This window comes from Burkholderia sp. MSMB1835 (assembly GCF_001526365.1).
Classification (GTDB): Bacteria; Pseudomonadota; Gammaproteobacteria; order Burkholderiales; family Burkholderiaceae; genus Burkholderia.
Genome location: NZ_LOYP01000020.1, coordinates 99188 through 121066, shown reverse-complemented (window position 1 = coordinate 121066; position 21879 = coordinate 99188). Strand labels below are relative to the sequence as shown.

Here is a 21879-nt window from a genome sequence, read left to right as displayed (position 1 = left end):
CAGGCGCATGCGTCCCCGCGTGCTAAAATTCGACGTTTGAGTCCACTAATTCGCTAAGCCGCCGAGGCTCGGGCGCCGGGGCGCGCAACACGCGCCGGGCGCCGGTGCTGCGACGCAGGATCCGATCCGATGACAACCGGTTTTCTCCAGAAAATTTTTGGCAGCCGCAACCAGCGGCTCGTCAAGCAATACCAAAAGACCGTCGCGACGATCAATGCGCTCGAAACGCAGATCGAGAAGCTGACGGACGACCAGTTGCGCGGCAAGACGGATGAATTCCGCCAGCGGGTCGCGGCCGGCGAGTCGCTCGACAAGCTGTTGCCCGAGGCCTTCGCGGTTTGTCGCGAGGCGAGCCGCCGCGTGCTGAAGATGCGGCACTTCGACGTGCAGATGATCGGCGGCATGGTGCTTCACTACGGCAAGATCGCGGAAATGCGCACGGGCGAGGGCAAGACGCTCGTCGCGACGCTGCCCGTGTATCTGAATGCGCTGGCCGGCCGCGGCGTGCACGTCGTGACCGTCAACGATTACCTCGCGCAGCGCGACGCCGAATGGATGGCGCGCCTCTACAATTTCCTCGGTCTGTCGGTCGGCATCAACCTGTCCGGCATGGAGCACGACCAGAAGCAGCAGGCCTACGCGGCGGACATCACGTACGGCACGAACAACGAATTCGGCTTCGACTACCTGCGCGACAACATGGTCTACGAGACCGACGCGCGCGTGCAGCGGGCGCTGAACTTCGCGGTCGTCGACGAAGTGGACTCGATCCTGATCGACGAAGCGCGGACGCCGCTGATCATCTCGGGCCAGGCGGAAGACCACACCGAGCTGTACGTGCGGATGAACGCACTGCCGCCGCTGCTCGAGCGCCAGATCGGCGAAGAGAAGGCCGACGGCACGGGCGTCGAGAAGCCGGGCGACTACACGCTCGACGAGAAGGCGCGCCAGGTGTTCCTGACGGAATCGGGCCACGAGAAGGCCGAGCGCCTGCTCGCCGAATGGGGTCTGATCGGCGAGGGCGAGAGCCTGTACGCGCCGCAGAACATCACGCTGATGCACCACGTGTACGCGGCGCTGCGCGCCCACACGCTGTTCCACAAGGATCAGCATTACGTCGTGCAGAACGGCGAAGTGGTCATCGTCGACGAATTCACGGGACGCCTGATGGCGGGCCGCCGCTGGTCCGACGGCCTGCACCAGGCCGTCGAGGCGAAGGAGCACGTGAAGATCCAGAGCGAGAACCAGACGCTCGCATCGATCACGTTCCAGAACTACTTCCGGATGTACGCGAAGCTGGCCGGCATGACCGGTACCGCGGATACCGAGGCGTACGAATTCAACGAGATCTACGGCCTCGAGACGGTCGTGATCCCGACCAACCGCCCGCCGAAGCGGATCGACAAGCAGGACCAGATCTACAAGACGGCCAAGGAGCGCTACGACGCGGTGATCCGCGACATCCGCGACTGCTACGAGCGCGGGCAGCCGGTGCTGGTCGGCACGACGTCGATCGAGAACTCCGAACTGCTGTCGCACCTGCTGAAGCAGGCCGGGCTGCCGCACGAAGTGCTGAACGCGAAGCAGCACGAGCGCGAAGCGGCGATCGTCGCGGAAGCCGGCCGTCCGAACCGCGTGACGATCGCGACCAACATGGCCGGCCGCGGTACCGACATCGTGCTCGGCGGCAACGTCGAGAAGCAGGCCGCGTTCATCGAGGCCGACGATGCGATCCCGGCCGACGAAAAGGCGCGCCGCATCCAGAAGCTGCACGACGAGTGGGAAACGCTGCACGAGCAGGTGAAGGCCGCGGGCGGCCTGCACATCATCGGCACCGAGCGCCACGAATCGCGCCGGATCGACAACCAGTTGCGCGGCCGTGCGGGCCGCCAGGGCGATCCGGGCTCGTCGCGCTTCTACCTGTCGCTCGACGATCCGCTGCTGCGCATCTTCGCGGGCGACCGCGTGCGCTCGATCATGGATCGCCTGAAGATGCCGGAAGGCGAGGCGATCGAAGCGGGCATCGTCACGCGATCGATCGAATCGGCGCAGCGCAAGGTCGAAGCGCGCAACTTCGACATCCGCAAGCAGCTGCTCGAATACGACGACGTGTCGAACGACCAGCGCAAGGTGATCTACCAGCAGCGCAACGAATTGCTCGAGGCGCACGACATCACCGAGACGATCACCGCGATGCGTCACGGCGTGATTACCGAAGTCGTCCGCCAGTTCGTGCCGGAAGGCAGCATCGAAGAGCAGTGGGACGTGCCCGAGCTCGAGGAAGCGTTGCGCAACGACTGGCAGCTCGACCTCGCGATCCAGGAAATGGTGAACGAGTCGTCGTCGATCACGGCCGAGGAGATTCTCGACGCGGTGATGACGGCCGCCGACGAGCAGTACGAGGCGAAGGTCGCGATGGTCGGCCGCGAATCGTTCAGCGCATTCGAGCGTTCGGTGATGCTGCAGACGGTCGACCGCCTGTGGCGCGAACACCTCGCGGCGCTCGACCACCTGCGCCAGGGCATCCATCTGCGCGGCTATGCGCAGAAGAATCCGAAGCAGGAATACAAGCGCGAGGCGTTCGAGCTGTTCGCCGCGATGCTCGACGCGATCAAGCAGGAAGTCACGCGCATCGTGATGAACGTGCAGATCCAGTCGCCGGAGCAGCTCGAGGAGGCCGCCGAGCAGATCGAGGAGCGCGGCGGTCATCTCGAGAACGTCGAATACCAGCACGCCGACTACGCGGACGCCGGCGCGCCGGTGGCGAACGTCACGGCTGCGGCGGCCGCCACGGCGACGGCCGACATGGTCGGCAGCGCGATGACGCACAGCGGCCCCGGCGGCGAAATGCCGAAGGTCGGCCGCAACGACCCGTGCCCGTGCGGCAGCGGCAAGAAGTACAAGCAATGTCACGGGAAGCTGTCATGATCGGCGGCGGCGCGCGTCACGCGTGCCGCGTCGTTCGTCGCTTCGAGTCAGTGATGTGAGTTGCGGCGGCCCGCGCGTGCGGCCGCCGGTTCTTCCAATCGATGCCGGCATGTGCCGGCATTTTCCATCCGGCAGGTGTGCCCCATGGCTGTCAATTTTCCGTCGATCGATCCCGCCCAACTGCATCCCGTCGCCGGCGTCACGCTCGGCTGGGCGGAAGCGAACATCCGCAAGCCGAATCGCAAGGACGTGCTGGTCATCTCCGTCGACGAAGGCGCGACGGTCGCGGGCGTGTTCACCGAAAACCGTTTCTGCGCGGCGCCGGTCACCGTCTGCCGCGAGCATCTGGCGAAAGTACGGGCCGGCGGCGCGGGCATCCGCGCGCTGGTCGTGAATACGGGCAATGCGAACGCGGGCACCGGCGAGCCGGGCCTCGTGAACGCACGCGAGACCTGCACGGAACTCGCGCGTCTCGCGGGCATCGAGCCGGCGCAGGTGCTGCCGTTCTCGACCGGCGTGATCCTCGAGCCGCTGCCGATCGACCGCCTGAAGGCCGGCCTGCCGGCCGCGCTCGCGAACCGCAAGGCCGCGAACTGGTTCGACGCCGCGCAGGCGATCATGACGACCGACACGCTGCCGAAGGCGACGTCGCGCCAGGTGACGATCGACGGCCACACGGTCACGCTGACGGGCATCAGCAAGGGCGCGGGCATGATCAAGCCGAACATGGCGACGATGCTCGGCTTCCTCGCGTTCGATGCGAACGTCGCGCAGCCGGTGCTCGACACGCTCGTGAAGGAAGTGGCCGACCGCTCGTTCAACTGCATCACGATCGATGGCGACACGTCGACGAACGACTCGTTCATCCTGATCGCGTCGGGCAAGAGCACGCTGCCCGCGATCACGTCGACCGATTCGCCTGCCTATGCGGCGTTGCGCGACGCGGTGACGGAAGTTGCACAGGTGCTGTCGCAACTGATCGTGCGCGACGGCGAAGGCGCGACGAAATTCATGACGGTGCAGGTCGAAGGCGGCAAGAGCGTCGCCGAATGCCGCCAGATCGCGTACGCGATCGGCCATTCGCCGCTCGTGAAGACGGCCTTCTATGCATCCGACCCCAACCTCGGCCGGATTCTCGCGGCGATCGGCTATGCGGGCGTCGCGGATCTCGACGTCGGCAAGATCGATCTCTACCTCGACGACGTGCTCGTCGCGAAGGCGGGCGGCCGCAATCCGGCCTACCAGGAAGAGGACGGCCAGCGCGTGATGAAGCAGAGCGAGATCACGATCCGCGTGCTGCTCGGCCGTGGCGACGCCCAGGCCACCGTCTGGACGTGCGACCTGTCGCACGATTACGTGAGCATCAACGCGGATTACCGCTCCTGATCGGGAGCGCTCAACGACATGGACAAGCTTGAACAGTTTCTGACGCGCGCGGAAGCGCTGCTCGGCCGTCTCGAAGGGATGCTGCCGCCCGCACCGGCGGCCATCGACTGGAACGCGGCCCACGCGTTCCGCTGGCGCAAGCGCCAGGGGCGCGGTTACCTGCAGCCGGTGCCGGCCGTGTCGTCGATCACGCTCGACGATCTGCACAACATCGATCGCCAGAAAGCGCTGATCGACCAGAACACGCGGCAGTTCGTGCAGCGCAAGCCGGCCAACAACGTGCTGCTGACCGGCGCACGCGGTACCGGCAAGTCGTCGCTGATCAAGGCATGCCTGAACGCGTACGCGAACGACGGGCTGCGCCTGATCGAAGTCGACAAGGACGACCTGCACGATCTCGGCGACATCGTCGACCTGATTTCGCAGCGTCCGGAGCGGTTCATCGTGTTCTGCGACGACCTGTCGTTCGAGGACGGCGAATCGGGCTACAAGGCGCTGAAGGTCGCGCTCGACGGGTCGATCGCCGCGCAGTCGGACAACGTGCTGATCTACGCGACGTCGAACCGCCGCCATCTGCTGCCCGAGTACATGAGCGACAACGAGTCGTACAAGCATCTGCCGGACGGCGAGATTCACCCCGGCGAAGTCGTCGAGGAGAAGATCTCGCTGTCGGAGCGCTTCGGTCTGTGGGTCAGCTTCTATCCGTTCAAGCAGGACGACTACCTCGACATCGTCGCGCACTGGCTACGTCACTTCGGCTGCCCGGATGCGGAGATCGAGACGGCGCGCGGCGACGCGCTGGTGTGGGCGCTCGAGCGCGGTTCGCGCTCGGGCCGCGTCGCATGGCAGTTCGCGCGCGACTGGTCGGGCCGCAAGGAGCAGGCATGAGCGCGGACCTGGCACAGGGCGCCGTGCGGGCGCCGGACGGCCGTAAGGTGACGGAAGTCGCGGTCGGCGTGATGGTGCAGCCGGACGGGCGTTATCTGCTCGCGCAACGCCTGCAGGGCAAGCCGTATGAAGGTTACTGGGAGTTTCCGGGCGGCAAGCTGGAGGCCGGCGAAAGCGTCGAGGACGCGCTTGCGCGCGAGCTGCATGAGGAACTCGGCATCGAAGTCACGGCCAGCCACCGCTGGCACACGCTCGAGCACGATTATCCGCACGCGTACGTGCGGCTCTATTTCTGCAAGGTGACGGGCTGGACGGGCGAGCCGCACAGCAAGGAAGGGCAGGCGTTCGTGTGGCAGCAACTGCCGGTCGAAGTCGCGCCGCTGCTGCCGGCGGCGCTGCCGGTGCTGGAACTACTCGAGAAGGAAGCGGCGTCGCGTTGACGCCGAGGCGGCCTGCCGGAAAGGCGGGCCATATCGCCGGCGGCCGGCGTCGTGCCGGTCAGCTGTCGCGACGGCCGTCGGCGCTGTCCTCTTCCGACGACGGGCCCTCGTCGGCGGCGCCCCCGATCCGGTACTTTTCCGCGGCCCATGCGCCGAGGTCGAGCTGCTTGCAGCGGGCCGAACAGAACGGGCGGAACTGATTTTCAGGCGTCCAGCGCACTTCGGCGCCGCACGACGGACATTTCACGACGGTAGTCATACGAAAGCATCGATCCGGCACGCGGCCGTTACAGATTGCACAGTGTCAGATGGAACGGCACGTCGATGTCCACCGCGCGCGGCCGCACATCGCCGTCCTGCATGGTGAACCGCACCCACAACATGTATTTGTTGGCGCTCGCTTCGGGAATCACGCGCAGCTCCGGCGGCACCCGGACCTGCATCAGCTGGTAGGTGCGGCCGGACAGCATCTGCTGGTAGCTGCCCTGCATCGCCATGACCTTCGACGCCTGACCCGATTCGCGCGCGAGCCGCAGCACGATCGCCGCGGCGTCGCGCAACGGCAGCATCGGCAGGATCCACTTCGCGATATCCTGGCGCCGCTGCTCGGCGGGCCATTGCTGCCACGCGTAGTACGACGGCAGGTCGAACTTGCACGTCCCGCCCGGAATCACCGCGCGGCTGCGGATGCTGGCGAGCCACTCGTTGTCGACGAGGTGCTGGCCGGTCTTGCCCTGCATCTGCGCGAGATTCGCGAGCGTCTGCTCGATTTCGCCGAGCACGGCCTCGAGCGCGTTCTGCTCGATGCCCGGATTGCCGCGAAAGGGGGCGAGCGTCTGGCGTTGACGTTCGAGCTCCTTCATCAGATCCGATTTCAGGTCCGCGCGGCCCGTTACCTCGGCGATTTCGAACAGCGTCGTCAACGCGACGTGGTGTTCACGCGGGTCCTCCTGAGCCAAAAAGAACGCGAAGCGCTCGAACAGATCTTCGAGACGCAACAGCGTGCGAATTCGCTCGTTGAACGGATACTCGTAAAGAATCAAGCGCGCTCGCCTCGTCGGTAGGGATTGAAACAATGAAGGACATTCTAATGCCCCCTCTCTACCCTAGCAACGCACCAATTTCGTACACCATCACGATCGCGCGCGACGCTCAGTGCGCGGCGGTCGCGAATCCGACATAACGTTGATGCAGTGCATCGACCTGCGCGGCGAGCACGGCGGGCGTGACCGCGTCGTTGACGATCACGTCGTCGGCCGCCGCGAGGCGGGCTTCGCGCGTCGCCTGTCGCGCGATGATCGCTTCGACTTGTTCGCGCGTGAAACCGTTGCGCCGCATCACGCGCGCAATTTGCGTTTCGACCGGGCAGTCGACGACGAGCACGCGATCGCTGCGTGCCTTCCAGGTGCCCGATTCGACGAGCAGCGGCACGACGAACATCACATACGGGCCCTGTGCTTCGTGCGCCTCGCGATCGGTTTCCGCGCGGATCAGCGGATGCGTGATCGCCTCGAGGCGCCGGCGGGCGTCATCGTCGCTGAAGATCAGCGTGCGCATCTTCGCGCGATCGAGCGAGCCGTCGGCGGCCACGAAGTCGCGACCGAAAGCTTGCTCGATCGCCGGCATCGCGAGGCCGCCCGGTGCGGTGATGCGATGGGCAATCAGGTCGGTATCGACGAGCGATGCGCCACGGGCGCCGAACAGGTCGGCGACGGTCGTCTTGCCGCTGCCGATACCGCCCGTGAGTCCTACGGAAAACATGTCAGCCTCCGAGCGCCGCATAGAAAGGGGTGCCGAAAAACAACGTGGCGACGCCGCCGGCCGCGAGGAACGGGCCGAACGGAATCGGCTCCTCGAAGCGCATGCGGCCGCGCCAGGTTGCGACGAGCCCGACGATCGCACCGGTCACCGCTGCGAACAGCACGACCTGCGGCAGTGCGGCCCAGCCCATCCATGCGCCGAGCGCGGCAAGCAGCTTCAGGTCGCCGAAACCGATGCCCTCGATGCCGCGCAGCCATTTGAACAGCCAGTAGATCGACCACAGGAACAGGTAACCGGCCATCGCGCCGATCACGGCCGAGCGCAGCGACGTGAAGGTGCCTCCGAGGTTCATGACGAGCCCGGCCCACAGCAGCGGCAGCGTCATCGAGTCGGGCAGGTAGCCGGTCCGGATATCGATCGCGCTCATCGCGAGCAGCGCCGCGCACAGCGCGAACGCGGCAAGCGCGGCGACGGTCGGGCCGAACGCCGCGAGCGAGGCGGCGGCGAGCAGCGCGCACGCGAGTTCGACGAGCACATAGCGGACGCCGATCGCATGGCCGCAGCGCCGGCAGCGCCCGCGCAGCATCAGGTAGCTGACGAGCGGGATGTTTTCCCACGCGCGCAATACGTGGCCGCAGTGCGGGCAGGCGCTGCGCGGGCGCCACAGATCGTAGCGCGGCGGATAACCGTCGTCGGGCGGGGAGCTCGCGGCGCCCGTCGCTTCGGCGATCTCCGCCTGCCACGCGCGCTGCATCATCACGGGCAACCGGTGCACGACCACGTTCAGGAAGCTGCCGATGCAAAGGCCGATGACGACCGCGAACGCATACTGCAGCGCGGGCGGCAGCAACGCCAGCGCGAGCAGCGCGCGCTCGGGCGAATCGGAAACGGCGGACAGGGGCGCTGGCGTCATGAGGCTCGAGGTTCGGACAAAAAGGCGACAGAATCGGTTGCGATGCTACACCACGTTGCCGAGTTGAAGGATCGGCAGGTACATCGCGATCACGAGGCCGCCGACGAGGGCGCCCAGGACGATCACGATCAACGGTTCGCCGAGCGCCGCGAGCGCATCGAGGCGCGCGTCGAGCTGGCGTTCGCACGACGCGGCGATGTCGGCCAGCATCGTATCGAGCGCACCGGATTCCTCGGCGACGGCGATCGGTTGCACGACGTCGTCCGGAAAGCAGCCGGCCGAATGCATCGCGTCGGCCAGACGCACGCCGTGCAACACGCGTGCGGCGATGTGCGCGGTGGCGTGCGCGAACACCGGATGGCCGGCCGTGCGCTCGAGCGTGGCGAATGCATCGGCGAGCGGCACGCCGGCGCCGAGCAGGGTCGCCAGCGAGCGGCACCAGCGTGCGGCCGCGAACCGCTCCAGCGCGCTGCCCGCGAGCGGGGCGCGCAGCAGGTGCCGCGCGAGCGCATGACGCAGCGCGGCCGAGCGCCGAAGCGCGTGCTGCGCCGCGAACCCCGTGGCGGCCGCGCCGGCCAGAAGCACGCCGCCCCAGGCCGACAGCGCGGAGGACAGCGCGAGCAGTGCGCGCGTCGGTGCGGGCAGGGCGGCGCCGAAACCGTCGAAGATCTGACGGAAGGTCGGCACGACCCACACCATCAATGCTGCCGAGATCGCGAGCGCGAACAGGATGACGGCGGCCGGATACGCGAGCGCCGCGCGCAGCTTGCGCCATTGCGCATCGGCGCGCTCGCGGTGTTCCGCGAGCCGCGTCAGCACGATGCCGAGCGAACCGGACGCTTCACCGACTTCGATCAACTGGCGATACAGCGTGCCGAACTGCGATGGATAGCGTGCGAGCGCATCGGCGAAGCGCCGGCCGCCGACGATTTCGCGCGCGAGCCCCGCGGCGATGCGCGGCACGCCGTCGCGCGTGCGGGTGCGCGCGAGCATCTCGAGCGACGGCGCAAGCGGCAGGCCGGCTTGCAGCAGGCTCGCGAGCTGGCGCGTGAAGCGCGTGATGTCGCGCGCGGCCGCCGCAGGCGGACGGGCCGGCCCGCGGACGTCGAGCGACAGTACCGCGATGCCGTCGCGCGCGAGCGTGGCGCGCGCGGCCGCGGCGTCAAAGGCGATGACGATTCCGCTGCGCGGCGAGCCGTCGCGATGGCGGCCGCGCCATGCAAAGCGGGTTTCGCGCGGCGGCGTGCGCATGTTCACGCCGCGGGTGTGGCGGCGACGGCTTCCGCGATGCTCGTCGTGCCGTCCATGACGCGCGCGAGTGCCGCGTCGCGCAGCGTGCGCACGCCCTCGGTCGCCACGCATTGCGCGAGTTCGCCGACGCTCGCCCGCGCGACGATGCGCTCGGCCAGCCGGGGCGATACCGGCATCGTCTGGTGCAGGCCGATGCGGCCGCGATAGCCGATCCCGTGACAGGCGGAACAGCCGCGCGCGACGAACGGCCGCCATCCGGCTGCCAGCGCCGCCGGGTCGCACCCGGCTTCCCGCAGCGCGCGCGCCGACGCGTCCGAATGCACGCGGCAGGCGACGCACAGGCGCCGGACGAGACGCTGCGCGGTGACGAGGTGCAGCGCCGCGGCGAGGTTGTACGGCGCGACGCCGATGTCGAGCAGCCGCGCGACGGCGGCCGGCGCATCGTTCGTGTGCAGCGTCGACAGTACGAGATGACCGGTCTGCGCGGCCTTGATCGCGACATCGGCCGTCTCCGCATCGCGAATCTCGCCGACCATGATGACGTCCGGATCCTGCCGCAACAGCGCGCGCAGCGCCGTCGCGAACGTGAGCCCCGCCTTGTCGGCGACCCCGACCTGATTGATTCCGTCGAGCTGGATCTCGGCGGGATCCTCGACCGTGCAGACGTTGTGCGCGTCGCGATCGAGCATCTGCAGCGCGCAGTAGAGCGACAGCGTCTTGCCGCTGCCGGTCGGGCCCGTGACGAGCACGAGGCCATGCGGCGCGCGGATCGCGGCCTCCATCGCGGCCGCCTGCCGCGCGTCGAAGCCGAGGTTGGCAAGCGTGAGATCGGGCGGCAGCGTTTCGAGCCGCCGCAGCACGAGCTTTTCGCCGAACAGCGTGGGCAGCGAGCTGACGCGGTAGTCGCCGCGCGTGCCGCCGTCGACCGCAATGCGCAGCCGGCCGTCCTGAGGAAGCCGCCGCTCGGCGATGTCCATGCGCGAGAGCACCTTGATCCGCGTGACGAGCGCATCGCGCAGGTGCAGCGGCGGTCGCGCCAGTTCATGCAGCACGCCGTCGACGCGCAGACGGATGCGCCAGCCGGCTTCGAACGGCTCGACGTGGATGTCCGATGCGTCGCGCACGCGCGCCGCATGCAGCGTGTCCGTCAGCAGGCGTACGGCGGGGGCATCGTCGAGCTGGGCCGCATCGAGTGCAGGGGGCGCGGCGGCCGGCGGTGCGCCGGAATGCGCGGGCGACGACTGCGTGTGCAGCGGCGCCCCGGAGGAAGGGAAATGCATGTGAGCCGGCACGCTGGCCGCCTGTTGACCGTGATGCGCAGATGATCGCGCGTCGCGGGCGGCGCCGGCAGTCGGCCGTTCGGCCAAGGGCCTGTTCGCGCTAACAACGGGTTTGCGAACGTGTCTTTCCGCCCGTCCCCCAAGGGGGACTTCCTTCGGGCGCGTGCAAGAAGAGAGGAGGCGCAATAGCCGTCGCTATTGCAACGACGAACGACGCCGCCATGCGGGCGGAAAGGCACGTTCCCCTGTTTGGAAAACATTCGTTCGTGGGGCTGGCCCCCCCAGAAGGGCTGATCGCCGCGTCATGCTCCTCACGAATACGTCGAGTATTCGCTTCGTCGCCATCCTTGCGCTCGGCCCTTCTGGGGGCCAGCGCAAGCCCGTTATTAGCGTGAGCAGGCCCTAGCGCGCGGCGGCGCGTCCGGTGCGTGTGCCGCGCGGCTTGAACAGCTTGACGGTGCGTACGGCCTGATCGTCGCTGCGCATCACTTCGAGCATCACGTCGCCGATTTTCACGCACACGTCGTCTTCCGGAATTTCCTCGAGGATCTCGAGTACCAGTCCGTTCAGCGTCTTCGGCCCGTCGGTCGGCAGTTTCAGGTGCAGCCAGCGGTTCAGTTCGCGCAGCGGCATGCTGGCCGAGACGATGCATTCGCCGTTCTCGTCCCAGCCGCCCGCGCGTTCGCTGCGCGGCATCGACGTCGTGAATTCGCCGATCAGTTCCTCGATGATGTCCTCGGGCGTGACGAGCCCCTCGAGTTCGCCGTACTCGTTGACGACGAGCGCGGTGCGCTGCCGGGTTTCCTGGAAGAACTGGAGTTGCTGGACCACCGGCGTGCCCGACGGCACGTAGTACGGTTCGGCGAGCAGCGCGCGCAGCGTCTCGCGGTCGAAATCCTGGTTGTGCAGCGCGGTGAGCGTCTTGCGCACGTGCAGCACCCCGAGCACCTTGTCGATGTCGCCTTCGTAGACGACCAGGCGGTTGTGATAGCAGGTTTCGAGCTGATGCAGGATGTCGTCGAGCGGCGCGTAGAAGTTGAGCGACTCGATCTGGCGGCGCGGCACCATCACGTCGTCGACCGTGATGTTCTCGAGGTCGAACAGGTTGAGCAGGATGCTGCGGTGCTTGGTCGGCATGAAACTGCTCGATTCGAGCACGATGGCCCGCAGCTCGTCGGCCGACATCCGCTGGTCGCGGCCCTTTTTCGTGTTGATGCGCAGCGCCCACAGCACGCCGTTCGCGAGCGCATTGACGAACCAGACGACCGGCTTGAACACGCGCATCAGCGGGGCGATCACGAGGCTCGCGGGCAGCGCGATGCGTTCGGGGAACGTCGCGCCGACGATCTTCGGCGCGATTTCCGCGAACACGATGATCAGGAACGCGACGACGCCGGTCGCGATCGACAGCGCGAGGTTGTTGCGGCCGAACGTATGGAGCGCGAGCGAGGTCGTGAGGACCGGGATGATCGTGTTGAACAGGTTGTTGCCGATCAGGATCACGCTGAGCAGCAAGTCAGTGCGCGTGAGCAGCCCCTGCGTGGTTTTCGCGCCGAGTACGCCCTGACCGGCGAGATGCTTCAGCCGATGGCGATTGAGCGCCATCATCGCGGTCTCGGAAATGGAAAAGAAGCTGGAACAGAGGAGAAGCAGGAAGACGGCGCCGATTTGCGCCCATAAGGGAATTTGGTCCACGCGTTGGAAAGGGCAGTGAAGGACAGGGATGGGGGAAATATAGCAGAGGCCGGCGACCGCAATGTGTCGCGCGCGACACGGGGGCCTGCGGCCGCCGGACGAAAAAAAACCGTGCACACGGTGCACGGTTTTTTTAAATCTGGTCGGGGTGAGAGGATTCGAACCTCCGGCCTCTACGTCCCGAACGTAGCGCTCTACCAGGCTAAGCTACACCCCGATTTTTGCTCTTCGGACTTCGCCGTCTTCATGAAGATCGCTGCGTCGTCTCAAGCAAGAACGTAACTATAACGATGTTTTTTCTAAAAGGGAATACTTGGATGAAGAAATTTTTCGGGACAAGGCATCGCTCCCCGTTCGCGGCGTGCTTACGATTGCCGCGACGTCGAGTATGAGCACAACCCGAGCAGGCTTTCCTTGTAGATCGAATCGGGGAACGCGGCAATCGCCGCTGCGGCCGCCTGCGCTTCCTGGCGCGCGCATTCGAGCGTGTGATCGAGTGCGCCCGAGCGCGTGATCGCTTCGAAAATCGTGTCGAAGCGATCGGTGCCGCCCTGTTCGATCGCCTCGCGCGCGAGCGCCGACTGTTCGGGCGTGCCGCGCTCGATCAGGTAGATGAGCGGCAGCGTCGGCTTGCCTTCGCGGAGATCGTCGCCGGCATTCTTGCCCATCGCCTCGGCGGTGCCTGCATAGTCGAGCCAGTCGTCCATGATCTGGAACGCGGTGCCGATCCGGCGGCCGTATTCGGCTGCGGCGGCCTCGGTCGGCGCATCGGCGCCCGCGAGCACGGCGCCCAGACGGGCCGACGCCTCGAACAGCTTCGCCGTCTTGTAGCGGATCACCTGCATGTAGCGCGCTTCGTCGACGTCCGCGTCGTGCATGTTGAGGAGTTGCAGCACCTCGCCTTCCGAAATGATCGTCGTCGCTTCGGACAGGATCTCCATCACGCGCATCTTGCCGACGCCGACCATCATCTCGAACGAGCGCGAGTAGAGGTAATCGCCCACCAGCACGCTCGCCGCGTTGCCGAACAGCGCATTGGCGGTCTGGCGGCCGCGGCGCAGCTCGGATTCGTCGACGACGTCGTCGTGCAGCAGCGTGGCCGTGTGGATGAACTCGACGACGGCGGCCAGCACGTGCCGCTGGTGCGACGTTTCGCCGAGCGCGCCGGCGACGAGCAGCAGCAGCGCCGGACGCAGCCGCTTGCCGCCCGCGCCGATGATGTACTCGGCGATCTGGTTGATCAGCAGCACGTCGGACGCGAGGCTTTGCCGGATAACGCGATTCACCTGCTCCATGTCGCTGGTGATCGGGGCGAGCAGGTGGGCGGCGCTGAGGGTGGGGGAGGCGGTGGACGACGACATGATGATGGAATTGGGTGATGCCGCGGATTATAAGTCGAATCCGCGATATGCCGGTCTGTCAGACGTACCGGCAGCGCGATTTTGGCCGTCCGGCCGAGGCCCGCGCGCGGCAATCGTCGATCGGCTTTGACTTGGGTGCTAACCCCATGTATAATCACGTGTTTTCCGCGCGTGGTGTGCGGAAAAATTGGATCCAGAGTGAGGTTCTCAATGTACGCGGTCATAAAAACCGGCGGCAAGCAGTACAAGGTTGCCGTTGGCGAAAAACTCAAAGTAGAACAGATACCGGCTGACATTGACGCTGAAATCACGCTCGACCAGGTTCTCGCAGTGGGCGAAGGCGAATCGATTAAGTTCGGTGCGCCGCTGGTCAGTGGGGCTTCCGTCAAGGCCACCGTTGTGTCGCACGGTCGTCATGCCAAGGTCACCATCTTCAAGATGCGTCGCCGGAAGCACTACCAAAAGCACGGCGGCCACCGCCAGAACTACACTGAGCTGCGCATCGACGCGATCAACGCGTAAGCGCCTCGGTAAAGGAGCAATCAGATGGCACACAAAAAGGCAGGCGGCTCTTCCCGGAACGGCCGCGACTCCGAGTCGAAACGTCTCGGCGTGAAAGTGTACGGCGGCCAGGCAATCAATGCCGGCGGCATCATCGTGCGTCAGCGCGGTACGCGCATGCACGCTGGCGATAACGTCGGCATGGGCAAGGATCACACCCTGTTCGCGCTGGTCGACGGTCACGTCAAGTTCGCGACCAAGGGCGCGGACAAGAAGCATCTGGTCATCGTCGTCCCGGCGGCTGCCTAAGTCAGGCACCCACGGGCTTCGTAGCCGAAAGGCCCCGCAGTCTTCGCGGGGCCTTTTTTATTGGGTCGCCGGGCGCATGTGCGTGCCGGCGACCCTCGCGCAACCGGCGTGCGATCGGCCGAACGGCAGATTGTTCAAGCGCGCCGGCGCGCGGCACAATAGCGGAAATACTGGGCGGAGTGACGAATGAAGTTCATTGACGAAGCACGAATCGAAGTCATCGCCGGCGACGGAGGCGATGGCAGCGCGTCGATGCGCCGTGAGAAATTCGTCCCGTTCGGCGGGCCGGACGGTGGCGACGGCGGCCGGGGCGGCAGCGTTTACGCGATCGCCGACCGCAACATCAACACGCTGATCGACTACCGTTACGCGAAGAAGCACCTCGCGCGCAACGGCGAAAACGGTCGCGGTTCGGATTGCTACGGCAAGGGCGGCGACGATGTCACGCTGCGCATGCCGGTCGGCACGATCATCAGCGACATGGATACGGGCGAGCTGATCGCCGATCTGACCGAGCACGACCAGCAGGTGATGCTCGCGCAGGGCGGCGCCGGCGGCCTCGGCAACCTGCATTTCAAGTCGAGTACGAACCGCGCGCCGCGCCAGAAGACGGACGGCAAGCCGGGCGAGCGGCGCATGCTGAAGCTCGAGCTGAAAGTGCTCGCCGACGTCGGCCTGCTCGGCATGCCGAACGCGGGCAAGTCGACCTTCATCTCGTCGGTGTCGAACGCGAAGCCGAAGATCGCCGATTACCCGTTCACGACGCTCGCGCCGAATCTCGGCGTGGTGCGTGTCGGCCCGAGCAAGAGCTTCGTGATCGCCGATATCCCGGGGCTGATCGAGGGGGCGGCCGAAGGCGCGGGCCTCGGGCATCAATTCCTGCGTCACCTGCAGCGTACCGGCGTGCTGCTGCATCTGGTCGATCTCGCGCCGTTCGACGAAAGCGTCGATCCGGTCGCGGAAGCGACGGCGATCGTCGGCGAGCTGCGCAAGTACGACGAGGCCCTCTACGAGAAGCCGCGCTGGCTCGTGCTCAACAAGCTGGACATGGTGCCGGAAGACGAGCGCGAGGCGCGCGTCGCGGATTTCCTCGACCGCTTCGGCTGGGACGGCCCCGTGTTCGAGATCTCGGCGCTGACGGGCCAGGGCTGCGAAGCGCTGTGTTACGCGATCTACGACTATCTCTCCGAACACTCGGACGCGCATCGTGCGGCGGAGGCGGAGGATCTCGCGGCCGACGTGCGTTTCCGCGATGCGCCGCCGGCGAAGGGCGGTGCGACGCCGGGCGACGACGCCTGAACGTTCGCTGACGCGCCGGGCGTGCCGCCCGGCGTTGGCGTTCAATCGCGCCCGGCCGGGCAGGCATCAGATACAGGAGACAGTGCAGGATGCGTTCGATCATCGCGGATTCGAAGCGATTGGTGGTGAAGGTGGGCTCCAGCCTCGTGACCAACGACGGCAAGGGGCTCGATCATGCTGCGATCGGCCGCTGGGCGGCTCAGATCGCTGCGCTGCGTGCGCAGGGCAAGGAGGTCGTGCTCGTCAGTTCGGGCGCGATTGCCGAAGGCATGCAACGGCTCGGCTGGAGCAAGCGGCCGCGGGAAATCGACGAGCTGCAGGCCGCCGCCGCGGTCGGCCAGATGGGGCTCGCGCAAGTCTACGAAAGCCGCTTCACCGAGCACGGCATCCGCACCGCGCAGATCCTGCTCACGCACGCCGATCTGGCGGATCGCGAGCGCTACCTGAATGCGCGATCGACGTTGCTCACGCTGCTGCGGCTCGGCGTCGTGCCGATCATCAACGAAAACGACACGGTCGTCACCGACGAAATCAAGTTCGGCGACAACGACACGCTCGGCGCGCTCGTCGCGAACCTGATCGAAGGCGATGCGCTGATCATCCTCACCGACCAGTCGGGGCTGTTCACGGCCGATCCGCGCAAGGACCCGAATGCGACGCTCGTCGGCGAGGCCAATGCGGGCGCGCCGGAGCTCGAGGCGATGGCAGGCGGAGCCGGCTCGAGTCTCGGTCGCGGTGGGATGCTGACGAAGATCCTCGCGGCGAAGCGTGCGGCGCACAGCGGCGCGAATACCGTGATCGCGAGCGGCCGGGAGGCCGACGTGCTCGTGCGTCTGGCGGCCGGCGAGGCGATCGGCACGCAACTGATCGCACGGACCGCGCGGATGGCGGCGCGTAAGCAATGGATGGCCGACCATCTGCAGGTGCGCGGCCATGTCGTGATCGACGCGGGTGCGGTCGAGAAGCTGACGGCCGGCGGCAAGAGCCTGCTGCCGATCGGCGTGACCGACGTGCAGGGCGCGTTCGCGCGCGGCGAGGTGATCGCGTGTGTCGGCCCGGACGGGCGCGAGGTGGCGCGCGGGCTCACGAACTACAGCAGCGCGGAAACGAAGCTGATTCACCGCAAGCCGAGCGGCGAGATCGAGACCGTGCTCGGCTATATGCTGGAACCCGAACTGATTCATCGCGACAACCTCGTGCTGGTGTAATCGCCGGCCGGTTCCGTCGTTCAAATGAAAAAGCCCGCGCGATGCGGGCTTTTTCATGCGCGGGACGATGCGGGTAGCCCGCATCGCGTGCCGTCAGCGCAACTGCGTCATCGCGGTGCGGTGGAACCGGATGTTTTCGAGAATCTGCCGGGTCGAGCCCTGCGGCATCTTGTTCGAACAGAAGTAGTCCTGGTAGAGCGCGGAGTGGTAGGCGTTCAGCTCGCCGTTCTCGATGCGCCGCCAGTCGTTCTCGACCGTGCGATCCCAGCCGTCGTGGTCCGAGTTCAGGCCGGCGTACTGGCGCCATTCGTAGGTGTCGCAGCGGATGCCTTCGTAGTTCACGTTGCGCGCACCGGCCGGGCTCGTGATGACGACTGCGTAGCGCACGACGCCGTCGGTACCGACGTCGAGCGACTTCGCATCGACGAAGAACTTCAGCGGCGTGTTCTGCGACACGTTGAACGGCAGCAGGTCGCCCGTTTGCGGCAGCGGCGGCAGCGTGTCGACGGCGTTTTCCTTCCAGGTCCCCTGACGGTCGAGCAGGTACACGAACTCGCTGTCATCCTTGTTGGACGGCGCTTTCGAGTTCGCGCAGCCGGCCAGGGCGGCCACCGCGGCGATCGATGCGAGCGCGAGAGCAATCGCTTTCAATATGCATTCCTCGTAAAAAAAGGGCGCGACACCAAGGTCGCGCCCGGTCATGCAGTCCGACTCGTCATTTGCCGACGATCACGCGGGGCGGCATCTCGTCGAGCGAGCTCGCCTCCACTTCGATCTCCGAACAGACCACCGATGTGTCGACAATCGTCAGCGGCTGGGCCGGTGCGCCAATGACGCGCGGATAGCGCGACACACGCGGCCCGCGCGGCTTCTCGGCTCGCTGCGCCGGGCGGCGCAGGAAGCGCGACAGTTCCGTCAGCGCCAACTGATAGACATCCCGCTTGAACTCGATCACCGCATCGAGCGGCACCCAGTACTCGTTCCAGCGCCACGCATCGAACTCCGGGTGGTCGGTCGCGCGCAAGCAAATGTCGCAATCGCGTCCGACCATCCGCAGCAGGAACCAGATCTGCTTCTGGCCGCGGTAATGACCGCGTACTTCGCGTTTGATGAACTTGTCAGGCACCTCGTAACGCAACCAGTCGCGGGTGCGGCCGATTATCTTGACGTGTTCCGGATGCAGGCCCGTTTCCTCGTGCAGTTCCCGGTACATCGCCTGCATGGGGGTCTCGCCGTACTTGATCCCACCTTGAGGAAACTGCCAGGAATGCTCGCGGAGCCGCTTGCCCCAAAACACCTCGTTGCGCGCGTTCAAGAGGATGATGCCGACGTTCGGGCGAAAGCCTTCACGATCCAGCATACAACCACCTTCGAATCCTTTAAAATTGCTTTGATTATAAACAGATAACGGGCGCTGCGCACCGTGACGGAGCGAATCCGCACGGGGCACACCGGCTGAATTGTCCCTGATTAGTCTGCTACGTCATCTGCGCCATCGCTGTTCACGGCGCGCAGCTTTTTCACCTTGAAACTTTTTCGGGCGCCCCGCCTGGGGGCGCCGTATTTGGAACCGTCCGCATGAAAGCTTCCCGTTTCTTTATCGGCACCCTGAAAGAGGCACCGGCCGACGCAGAGATCGTCAGCCACAAGCTGATGGTCCGCGCCGGCATGATCCGTCGCGTCGCCGGCGGCATCTACAATTACCTGCCGGTCGGCCTGCGTTCGATTCGCAAGGTCGAGGCGATCGTGCGCGAGGAAATGAACCGGGCGGGCGCCATCGAGCTGCTGATGCCGGCCGTGCAGCCGGCCGAGCTGTGGCAGGAGTCGGGCCGCTGGGAGCAGTACGGCCCCGAGCTGCTGCGCTTCAAGGACCGCAAGGACAACGATTTCGTGATCGGGCCGACGCACGAGGAAGTCGTCACCGACATCGCGCGCAACCAGATCAAGAGCTACCGGCAGATGCCGGTGAACTTCTACCAGATCCAGACGAAGTTCCGCGACGAGATCCGTCCGCGCTTCGGCGTGATGCGCGGCCGCGAATTCATCATGAAGGACGCGTATTCGTTCGACAAGGATGCGGCGGGCCTGAACGAGTCGTACCGCAAGATGTACGACGCGTACGTGCGCATCTTCACGCGTCTCGGCCTCGAGTTCCGGGCGGTCGCGGCCGACAGCGGCTCGATCGGCGGCAACTTCTCGCACGAATTCCACGTGATCGCCGATACCGGCGAGGACGCGATCGCGTACTGCCCGACGTCCGAATTCGCGGCGAACGTCGAGGCGGCCGAAGCGCTGCCGCTGATTGCCGAGCGCGCGGCGCCGGCCGAAGCGATGGAAAAGGTCGCGACGCCCGGCAAGGCGAAGTGCGAGGCCGTCGCCGAACTGCTGGGCATCCCGCTCGAGCGCACGATCAAGTCGATCGTGCTCGCGACCGACAACGAAGGCGCCGAGCCGACCATCTGGCTCGTGATGCTGCGCGGCGATCACGACCTGAACGAGATCAAGGTGTCGAAGCTGCCGGGCCTGAAGAACCACCGCTTCGCGACCGAGCAGGAAATCGTCGAGTGGTTCGGTACGCCGCCGGGCTACCTCGGCCCGGTCGGCACGAAGAAGCCGGTGAAGGTGATCGCGGACCGCACGGTCGCGAACATGAGCGACTTCGTCGTCGGCGCGAACGAGGTCGACTATCACATCGCCGGCGTGAACTGGGGCCGCGACCTGCCGGAGCCCGAAGTCGCCGACGTGCGCAACGTGAAGAAGGGCGACCCGTCGCCGGACGGCAAGGGCGCGATCGACATCTGCCGCGGCATCGAAGTCGGCCACGTGTTCCAGCTCGGCACCAAGTACTCGGAAGCGATGGGCGCGACGTTCCTCGACGAGTCGGGCAAGCCGCAGCCGATGCTGATGGGCTGCTACGGCGTCGGCATCACGCGTATTCTCGGCGCGGCGATCGAGCAGAACTTCGACGATCGCGGCATCGTCTGGCCCGAGTCGATCGCGCCGTTCGAGGTCGTGCTGTGCCCGATGGGCTATGACCGCAGCGACATGGTGCGCGAGACGGCCGACAAGCTGTACGCGGAACTCGTCGCGGCCGGCATCGACGTGATCCTCGACGATCGCGGCGAACGCCCGGGCGTGATGTTCGCCGACTGGGAGCTGATCGGCGTGCCGCATCGTCTCGTGATCGGCGAGCGCGGGCTGAAGGAAGGCAAGATCGAGTACCAGGGCCGCCGCGACACCGAAGCGACGCTGCTGCCGGCCGACACGGCCGCGGCGACGGTCGCGGAGAAGATCCGCGCTGCGCTCGCGCACTAAGCGCGGCGACCGGGGGACACGATGGAATACACGTTCCTGTCGGCCACCGTGCTCCTCGTGCTGATCACGGATCCGCTCGGCAACATCCCGCTGTTCATTTCGGCGATGCGCGACGTGCCGCGCGAGCGGCGCGTGAAGCTGATCCTGCGGGAAGTGGGCATCGCGTTCGTGATCCTGCTGTTCTTCATGGTGGTCGGCGATCGCTTCCTGCGGATGATGAGCCTCACCGACCTGTCGCTGCGGCTCGGCGGCGGGATCGTGCTGTTCCTGATCGCACTGCGGATGATCTTCCCGCATCCGGACGGTGCGCTCGGCAGCGATCCGCGCGCGGGCGGCGAACCGTTCATCGTGCCGCTCGCGATCCCGGCGCTCGCGGGGCCGTCCGCGCTCGCGACGGTGATGCTGCTGACGTCGCAGGCGCCGGGCAAGATGTTCGAGTGGGTCGGCGCGCTGACGGTCACGATGATCGTCTGTGCGATCACGCTGGTGCTGGCCGAAAGGATTCAGGCGTGGCTCGGCGAGCGGACCGTCGCCGCGTTCGAGCGGCTGATGGGTCTCGTGCTCGTCGCGATCTCGGTCGAGATGCTGCTGGCGGGCATTCGCGCGTTCGTGCACCAGTTGCAGCCGTAGCGCGGGCGGCGCGGTCGACGAAAAAAAAGCGGCGCTCCGGGAAACCGGAGCGCCGCTTTCTATTTATATAGCCGGCGGGGCGGCGATCAGACGTTCGCGGTCAGCGCGCGGATCGTCGGCAGGTTGCGCCAGTAGCCCTTCGCGTCCATCCCGCAGCCGAACACGTAGCGATCCGGCACCGAGAAGGCGCAGAAGTCTGGGTGCAGCGGTTTCGCCTTCGCGAGCGTCTTCTCGCATAGCACGGCCGACATGAAGCGCTGCGCGCCCATGTCGAGGATGCGGTCGCGGATCGCGGCCATCGTCTCGCCTTCGTCGAGGATGTCGTCGAGCACGAGCACGATGCGGTCCTTCACCGATTCGCGAGGCGCGACGCGCCAGTGCATTTCCGGGCTGCCCTGCGTCGTGTTGCGGTAGCGGGTCAGGTGGATGTAGTCGAATTCGAGCGGGAAATCGAGATGCGGCAGCAGCATCCCGGTAAACACCGCGGCGCCGCCCATCACCGAGAGAACGAGCGGGAACGCGTCGCCGATCTCGGCGCGGATCGCGTCGGCCATCTTCGAGATCGACGCGTTGACGGCGTCGGCCGAGACGATCTCTTCGGAGTGGTCGAAAATGTGGAGGGCTTCTTCGCGGTTCATGTGTTCTGGCGGGCAGTCGGTATACAAATAAGGATGAAGCAGAACGGCAGGCGCGCGCTACGGCAAAAACCCGCGC

At 66.3% G+C, this 21879-nt stretch carries 21 protein-coding genes and 1 tRNA gene; 10 read left to right on the top strand and 12 right to left on the bottom strand.

Features of this window, described 5'->3' with window-relative positions; all coding sequences use genetic code 11:
• The first annotated feature begins 129 nt into the window (after positions 1-129).
• The 4 genes from secA to WS96_RS10375 all read left to right on the top strand — a co-directional run bounded on the left by secA (position 130) and on the right by WS96_RS10375 (position 5642).
• Positions 130-2928 carry a preprotein translocase subunit SecA gene (gene secA / locus WS96_RS10390; protein WP_059832354.1) on the top strand — a complete coding sequence of 933 codons (2799 nt, stop codon included), beginning with the start codon at positions 130-132 and terminating at the stop codon, positions 2926-2928.
• A gap of 144 nt (positions 2929-3072) precedes the next feature.
• Positions 3073-4314, top strand: a complete 1242-nt coding sequence (gene argJ, locus WS96_RS10385) for a bifunctional glutamate N-acetyltransferase/amino-acid acetyltransferase ArgJ (protein ID WP_006496770.1) — start codon at positions 3073-3075, stop codon at positions 4312-4314.
• A gap of 18 nt (positions 4315-4332) precedes the next feature.
• On the top strand, positions 4333-5202 hold the full coding sequence (locus tag WS96_RS10380) for an ATP-binding protein (RefSeq protein WP_034206332.1): 870 nt from the start codon (positions 4333-4335) through the stop codon (positions 5200-5202).
• Positions 5199-5642, top strand: a complete 444-nt coding sequence (locus WS96_RS10375) for an NUDIX domain-containing protein (protein ID WP_059832353.1) — start codon at positions 5199-5201, stop codon at positions 5640-5642. Before WS96_RS10380 ends, WS96_RS10375 begins: the two co-directional genes overlap by 4 nt.
• A 58-nt stretch (positions 5643-5700) precedes the next feature.
• Here the strand turns inward: WS96_RS10375 and WS96_RS10370 are convergent, their stop codons facing one another.
• From WS96_RS10370 to WS96_RS10330, 9 genes are all read right to left on the bottom strand, one after another.
• Positions 5701-5901 carry a DNA gyrase inhibitor YacG gene (locus WS96_RS10370; RefSeq protein ID WP_059832351.1) on the bottom strand — a complete coding sequence of 67 codons (201 nt, stop codon included), beginning with the start codon at positions 5899-5901 and terminating at the stop codon, positions 5701-5703.
• A gap of 28 nt (positions 5902-5929) precedes the next feature.
• Positions 5930-6685, bottom strand: a complete 756-nt coding sequence (gene zapD, locus WS96_RS10365; protein ID WP_027783465.1) for a cell division protein ZapD — start codon at positions 6683-6685, stop codon at positions 5930-5932.
• A 109-nt stretch (positions 6686-6794) separates the two neighbouring features.
• The gene (coaE, locus tag WS96_RS10360) at positions 6795-7403 is read right to left on the bottom strand and encodes a dephospho-CoA kinase (protein ID WP_059832349.1); all 609 of its coding nucleotides are present in this window, start codon (positions 7401-7403) and stop codon (positions 6795-6797) included.
• Between the two features lies 1 nt (position 7404).
• The gene (locus tag WS96_RS10355; RefSeq protein ID WP_059832347.1) at positions 7405-8316 is read right to left on the bottom strand and encodes a prepilin peptidase; all 912 of its coding nucleotides are present in this window, start codon (positions 8314-8316) and stop codon (positions 7405-7407) included.
• Positions 8317-8361: 45 nt separating this feature from the next.
• Positions 8362-9567, bottom strand: a complete 1206-nt coding sequence (locus WS96_RS10350; RefSeq protein WP_059832346.1) for a type II secretion system F family protein — start codon at positions 9565-9567, stop codon at positions 8362-8364.
• Between the two features lie 2 nt (positions 9568-9569).
• Positions 9570-10847, bottom strand: coding sequence for a GspE/PulE family protein (locus tag WS96_RS10345; RefSeq protein WP_059832344.1), 1278 nt, complete (start codon positions 10845-10847; stop codon positions 9570-9572).
• 402 nt (positions 10848-11249) lie between these two features.
• A complete protein-coding gene (locus tag WS96_RS10340) occupies positions 11250-12542 on the bottom strand; it encodes an HlyC/CorC family transporter (RefSeq protein WP_052100232.1) in 1293 nt (430 codons plus the stop codon).
• A 140-nt stretch (positions 12543-12682) separates the two neighbouring features.
• Positions 12683-12759: transfer RNA gene (locus WS96_RS10335), tRNA-Pro, on the bottom strand.
• Between the two features lie 148 nt (positions 12760-12907).
• A complete protein-coding gene (locus tag WS96_RS10330) occupies positions 12908-13903 on the bottom strand; it encodes a polyprenyl synthetase family protein (RefSeq protein WP_034206340.1) in 996 nt (331 codons plus the stop codon).
• Positions 13904-14113: 210 nt separating this feature from the next.
• On the opposite strand from WS96_RS10330, the gene rplU reads away from it, so the two are divergent.
• From rplU to proB, 4 genes are all read left to right on the top strand, one after another.
• On the top strand, positions 14114-14425 hold the full coding sequence (gene rplU / locus WS96_RS10320; protein ID WP_027783472.1) for a 50S ribosomal protein L21: 312 nt from the start codon (positions 14114-14116) through the stop codon (positions 14423-14425).
• A 24-nt stretch (positions 14426-14449) separates the two neighbouring features.
• Positions 14450-14713 carry a 50S ribosomal protein L27 gene (gene rpmA / locus WS96_RS10315; protein ID WP_034206341.1) on the top strand — a complete coding sequence of 88 codons (264 nt, stop codon included), beginning with the start codon at positions 14450-14452 and terminating at the stop codon, positions 14711-14713.
• 186 nt (positions 14714-14899) lie between these two features.
• A complete protein-coding gene (gene obgE, locus WS96_RS10310) occupies positions 14900-16012 on the top strand; it encodes an Obg family GTPase CgtA (RefSeq protein ID WP_006476998.1) in 1113 nt (370 codons plus the stop codon).
• Positions 16013-16101: 89 nt separating this feature from the next.
• Positions 16102-17220 carry a glutamate 5-kinase gene (gene proB, locus WS96_RS10305; protein ID WP_034206343.1) on the top strand — a complete coding sequence of 373 codons (1119 nt, stop codon included), beginning with the start codon at positions 16102-16104 and terminating at the stop codon, positions 17218-17220.
• A 93-nt stretch (positions 17221-17313) separates the two neighbouring features.
• Here the strand turns inward: proB and WS96_RS10300 are convergent, their stop codons facing one another.
• Positions 17314-17922 carry a CNP1-like family protein gene (locus tag WS96_RS10300; RefSeq protein WP_059779121.1) on the bottom strand — a complete coding sequence of 203 codons (609 nt, stop codon included), beginning with the start codon at positions 17920-17922 and terminating at the stop codon, positions 17314-17316.
• A gap of 13 nt (positions 17923-17935) precedes the next feature.
• Complete coding sequence (locus WS96_RS10295; protein WP_034206345.1) at positions 17936-18580, bottom strand: RNA pyrophosphohydrolase; 645 nt, start codon at positions 18578-18580, stop codon at positions 17936-17938.
• Positions 18581-18798: 218 nt separating this feature from the next.
• On the opposite strand from WS96_RS10295, the gene WS96_RS10290 reads away from it, so the two are divergent.
• Both WS96_RS10290 and WS96_RS10285 read left to right on the top strand, forming a co-directional pair.
• The gene (locus tag WS96_RS10290) at positions 18799-20535 is read left to right on the top strand and encodes a proline--tRNA ligase (protein WP_059500922.1); all 1737 of its coding nucleotides are present in this window, start codon (positions 18799-18801) and stop codon (positions 20533-20535) included.
• A 21-nt stretch (positions 20536-20556) separates the two neighbouring features.
• Positions 20557-21165: a MarC family protein gene (locus tag WS96_RS10285; RefSeq protein ID WP_006496761.1), complete on the top strand. Its 609-nt coding sequence runs from the start codon at positions 20557-20559 to the stop codon at positions 21163-21165.
• Positions 21166-21251: 86 nt separating this feature from the next.
• Here WS96_RS10285 and WS96_RS10280 read toward each other — a convergent pair whose 3' ends face one another.
• Positions 21252-21803 carry a hypoxanthine-guanine phosphoribosyltransferase gene (locus tag WS96_RS10280; RefSeq protein WP_059832342.1) on the bottom strand — a complete coding sequence of 184 codons (552 nt, stop codon included), beginning with the start codon at positions 21801-21803 and terminating at the stop codon, positions 21252-21254.
• Positions 21804-21879 lie beyond the last annotated feature (76 nt).

What these genes read in the sequence shown, in the direction of transcription:
- WS96_RS10290 (WP_059500922.1), top strand. Translation starts at nt 18,799, where the DNA reads ATGAAAGCTTCCCGTTTCTTTATCGGCACCCTGAAAGAGGCACCGGCC.
- WS96_RS10330 (WP_034206340.1), bottom strand. Translation starts at nt 13,903, where the DNA reads ATGTCGTCGTCCACCGCCTCCCCCACCCTCAGCGCCGCCCACCTGCTC.
- rplU (WP_027783472.1), top strand. Translation starts at nt 14,114, where the DNA reads ATGTACGCGGTCATAAAAACCGGCGGCAAGCAGTACAAGGTTGCCGTT.
- WS96_RS10350 (WP_059832346.1), bottom strand. Translation starts at nt 9,567, where the DNA reads ATGCGCACGCCGCCGCGCGAAACCCGCTTTGCATGGCGCGGCCGCCAT.
- WS96_RS10280 (WP_059832342.1), bottom strand. Translation starts at nt 21,803, where the DNA reads ATGAACCGCGAAGAAGCCCTCCACATTTTCGACCACTCCGAAGAGATC.
- WS96_RS10345 (WP_059832344.1), bottom strand. Translation starts at nt 10,847, where the DNA reads ATGCATTTCCCTTCCTCCGGGGCGCCGCTGCACACGCAGTCGTCGCCC.
- WS96_RS10370 (WP_059832351.1), bottom strand. Translation starts at nt 5,901, where the DNA reads ATGACTACCGTCGTGAAATGTCCGTCGTGCGGCGCCGAAGTGCGCTGG.
- secA (WP_059832354.1), top strand. Translation starts at nt 130, where the DNA reads ATGACAACCGGTTTTCTCCAGAAAATTTTTGGCAGCCGCAACCAGCGG.
- coaE (WP_059832349.1), bottom strand. Translation starts at nt 7,403, where the DNA reads ATGTTTTCCGTAGGACTCACGGGCGGTATCGGCAGCGGCAAGACGACC.
- proB (WP_034206343.1), top strand. Translation starts at nt 16,102, where the DNA reads ATGCGTTCGATCATCGCGGATTCGAAGCGATTGGTGGTGAAGGTGGGC.
- obgE (WP_006476998.1), top strand. Translation starts at nt 14,900, where the DNA reads ATGAAGTTCATTGACGAAGCACGAATCGAAGTCATCGCCGGCGACGGA.
- WS96_RS10355 (WP_059832347.1), bottom strand. Translation starts at nt 8,316, where the DNA reads ATGACGCCAGCGCCCCTGTCCGCCGTTTCCGATTCGCCCGAGCGCGCG.
- argJ (WP_006496770.1), top strand. Translation starts at nt 3,073, where the DNA reads ATGGCTGTCAATTTTCCGTCGATCGATCCCGCCCAACTGCATCCCGTC.
- WS96_RS10295 (WP_034206345.1), bottom strand. Translation starts at nt 18,580, where the DNA reads ATGCTGGATCGTGAAGGCTTTCGCCCGAACGTCGGCATCATCCTCTTG.
- WS96_RS10375 (WP_059832353.1), top strand. Translation starts at nt 5,199, where the DNA reads ATGAGCGCGGACCTGGCACAGGGCGCCGTGCGGGCGCCGGACGGCCGT.
- WS96_RS10300 (WP_059779121.1), bottom strand. Translation starts at nt 17,922, where the DNA reads ATGACCGGGCGCGACCTTGGTGTCGCGCCCTTTTTTTACGAGGAATGC.
- rpmA (WP_034206341.1), top strand. Translation starts at nt 14,450, where the DNA reads ATGGCACACAAAAAGGCAGGCGGCTCTTCCCGGAACGGCCGCGACTCC.
- WS96_RS10285 (WP_006496761.1), top strand. Translation starts at nt 20,557, where the DNA reads ATGGAATACACGTTCCTGTCGGCCACCGTGCTCCTCGTGCTGATCACG.
- WS96_RS10380 (WP_034206332.1), top strand. Translation starts at nt 4,333, where the DNA reads ATGGACAAGCTTGAACAGTTTCTGACGCGCGCGGAAGCGCTGCTCGGC.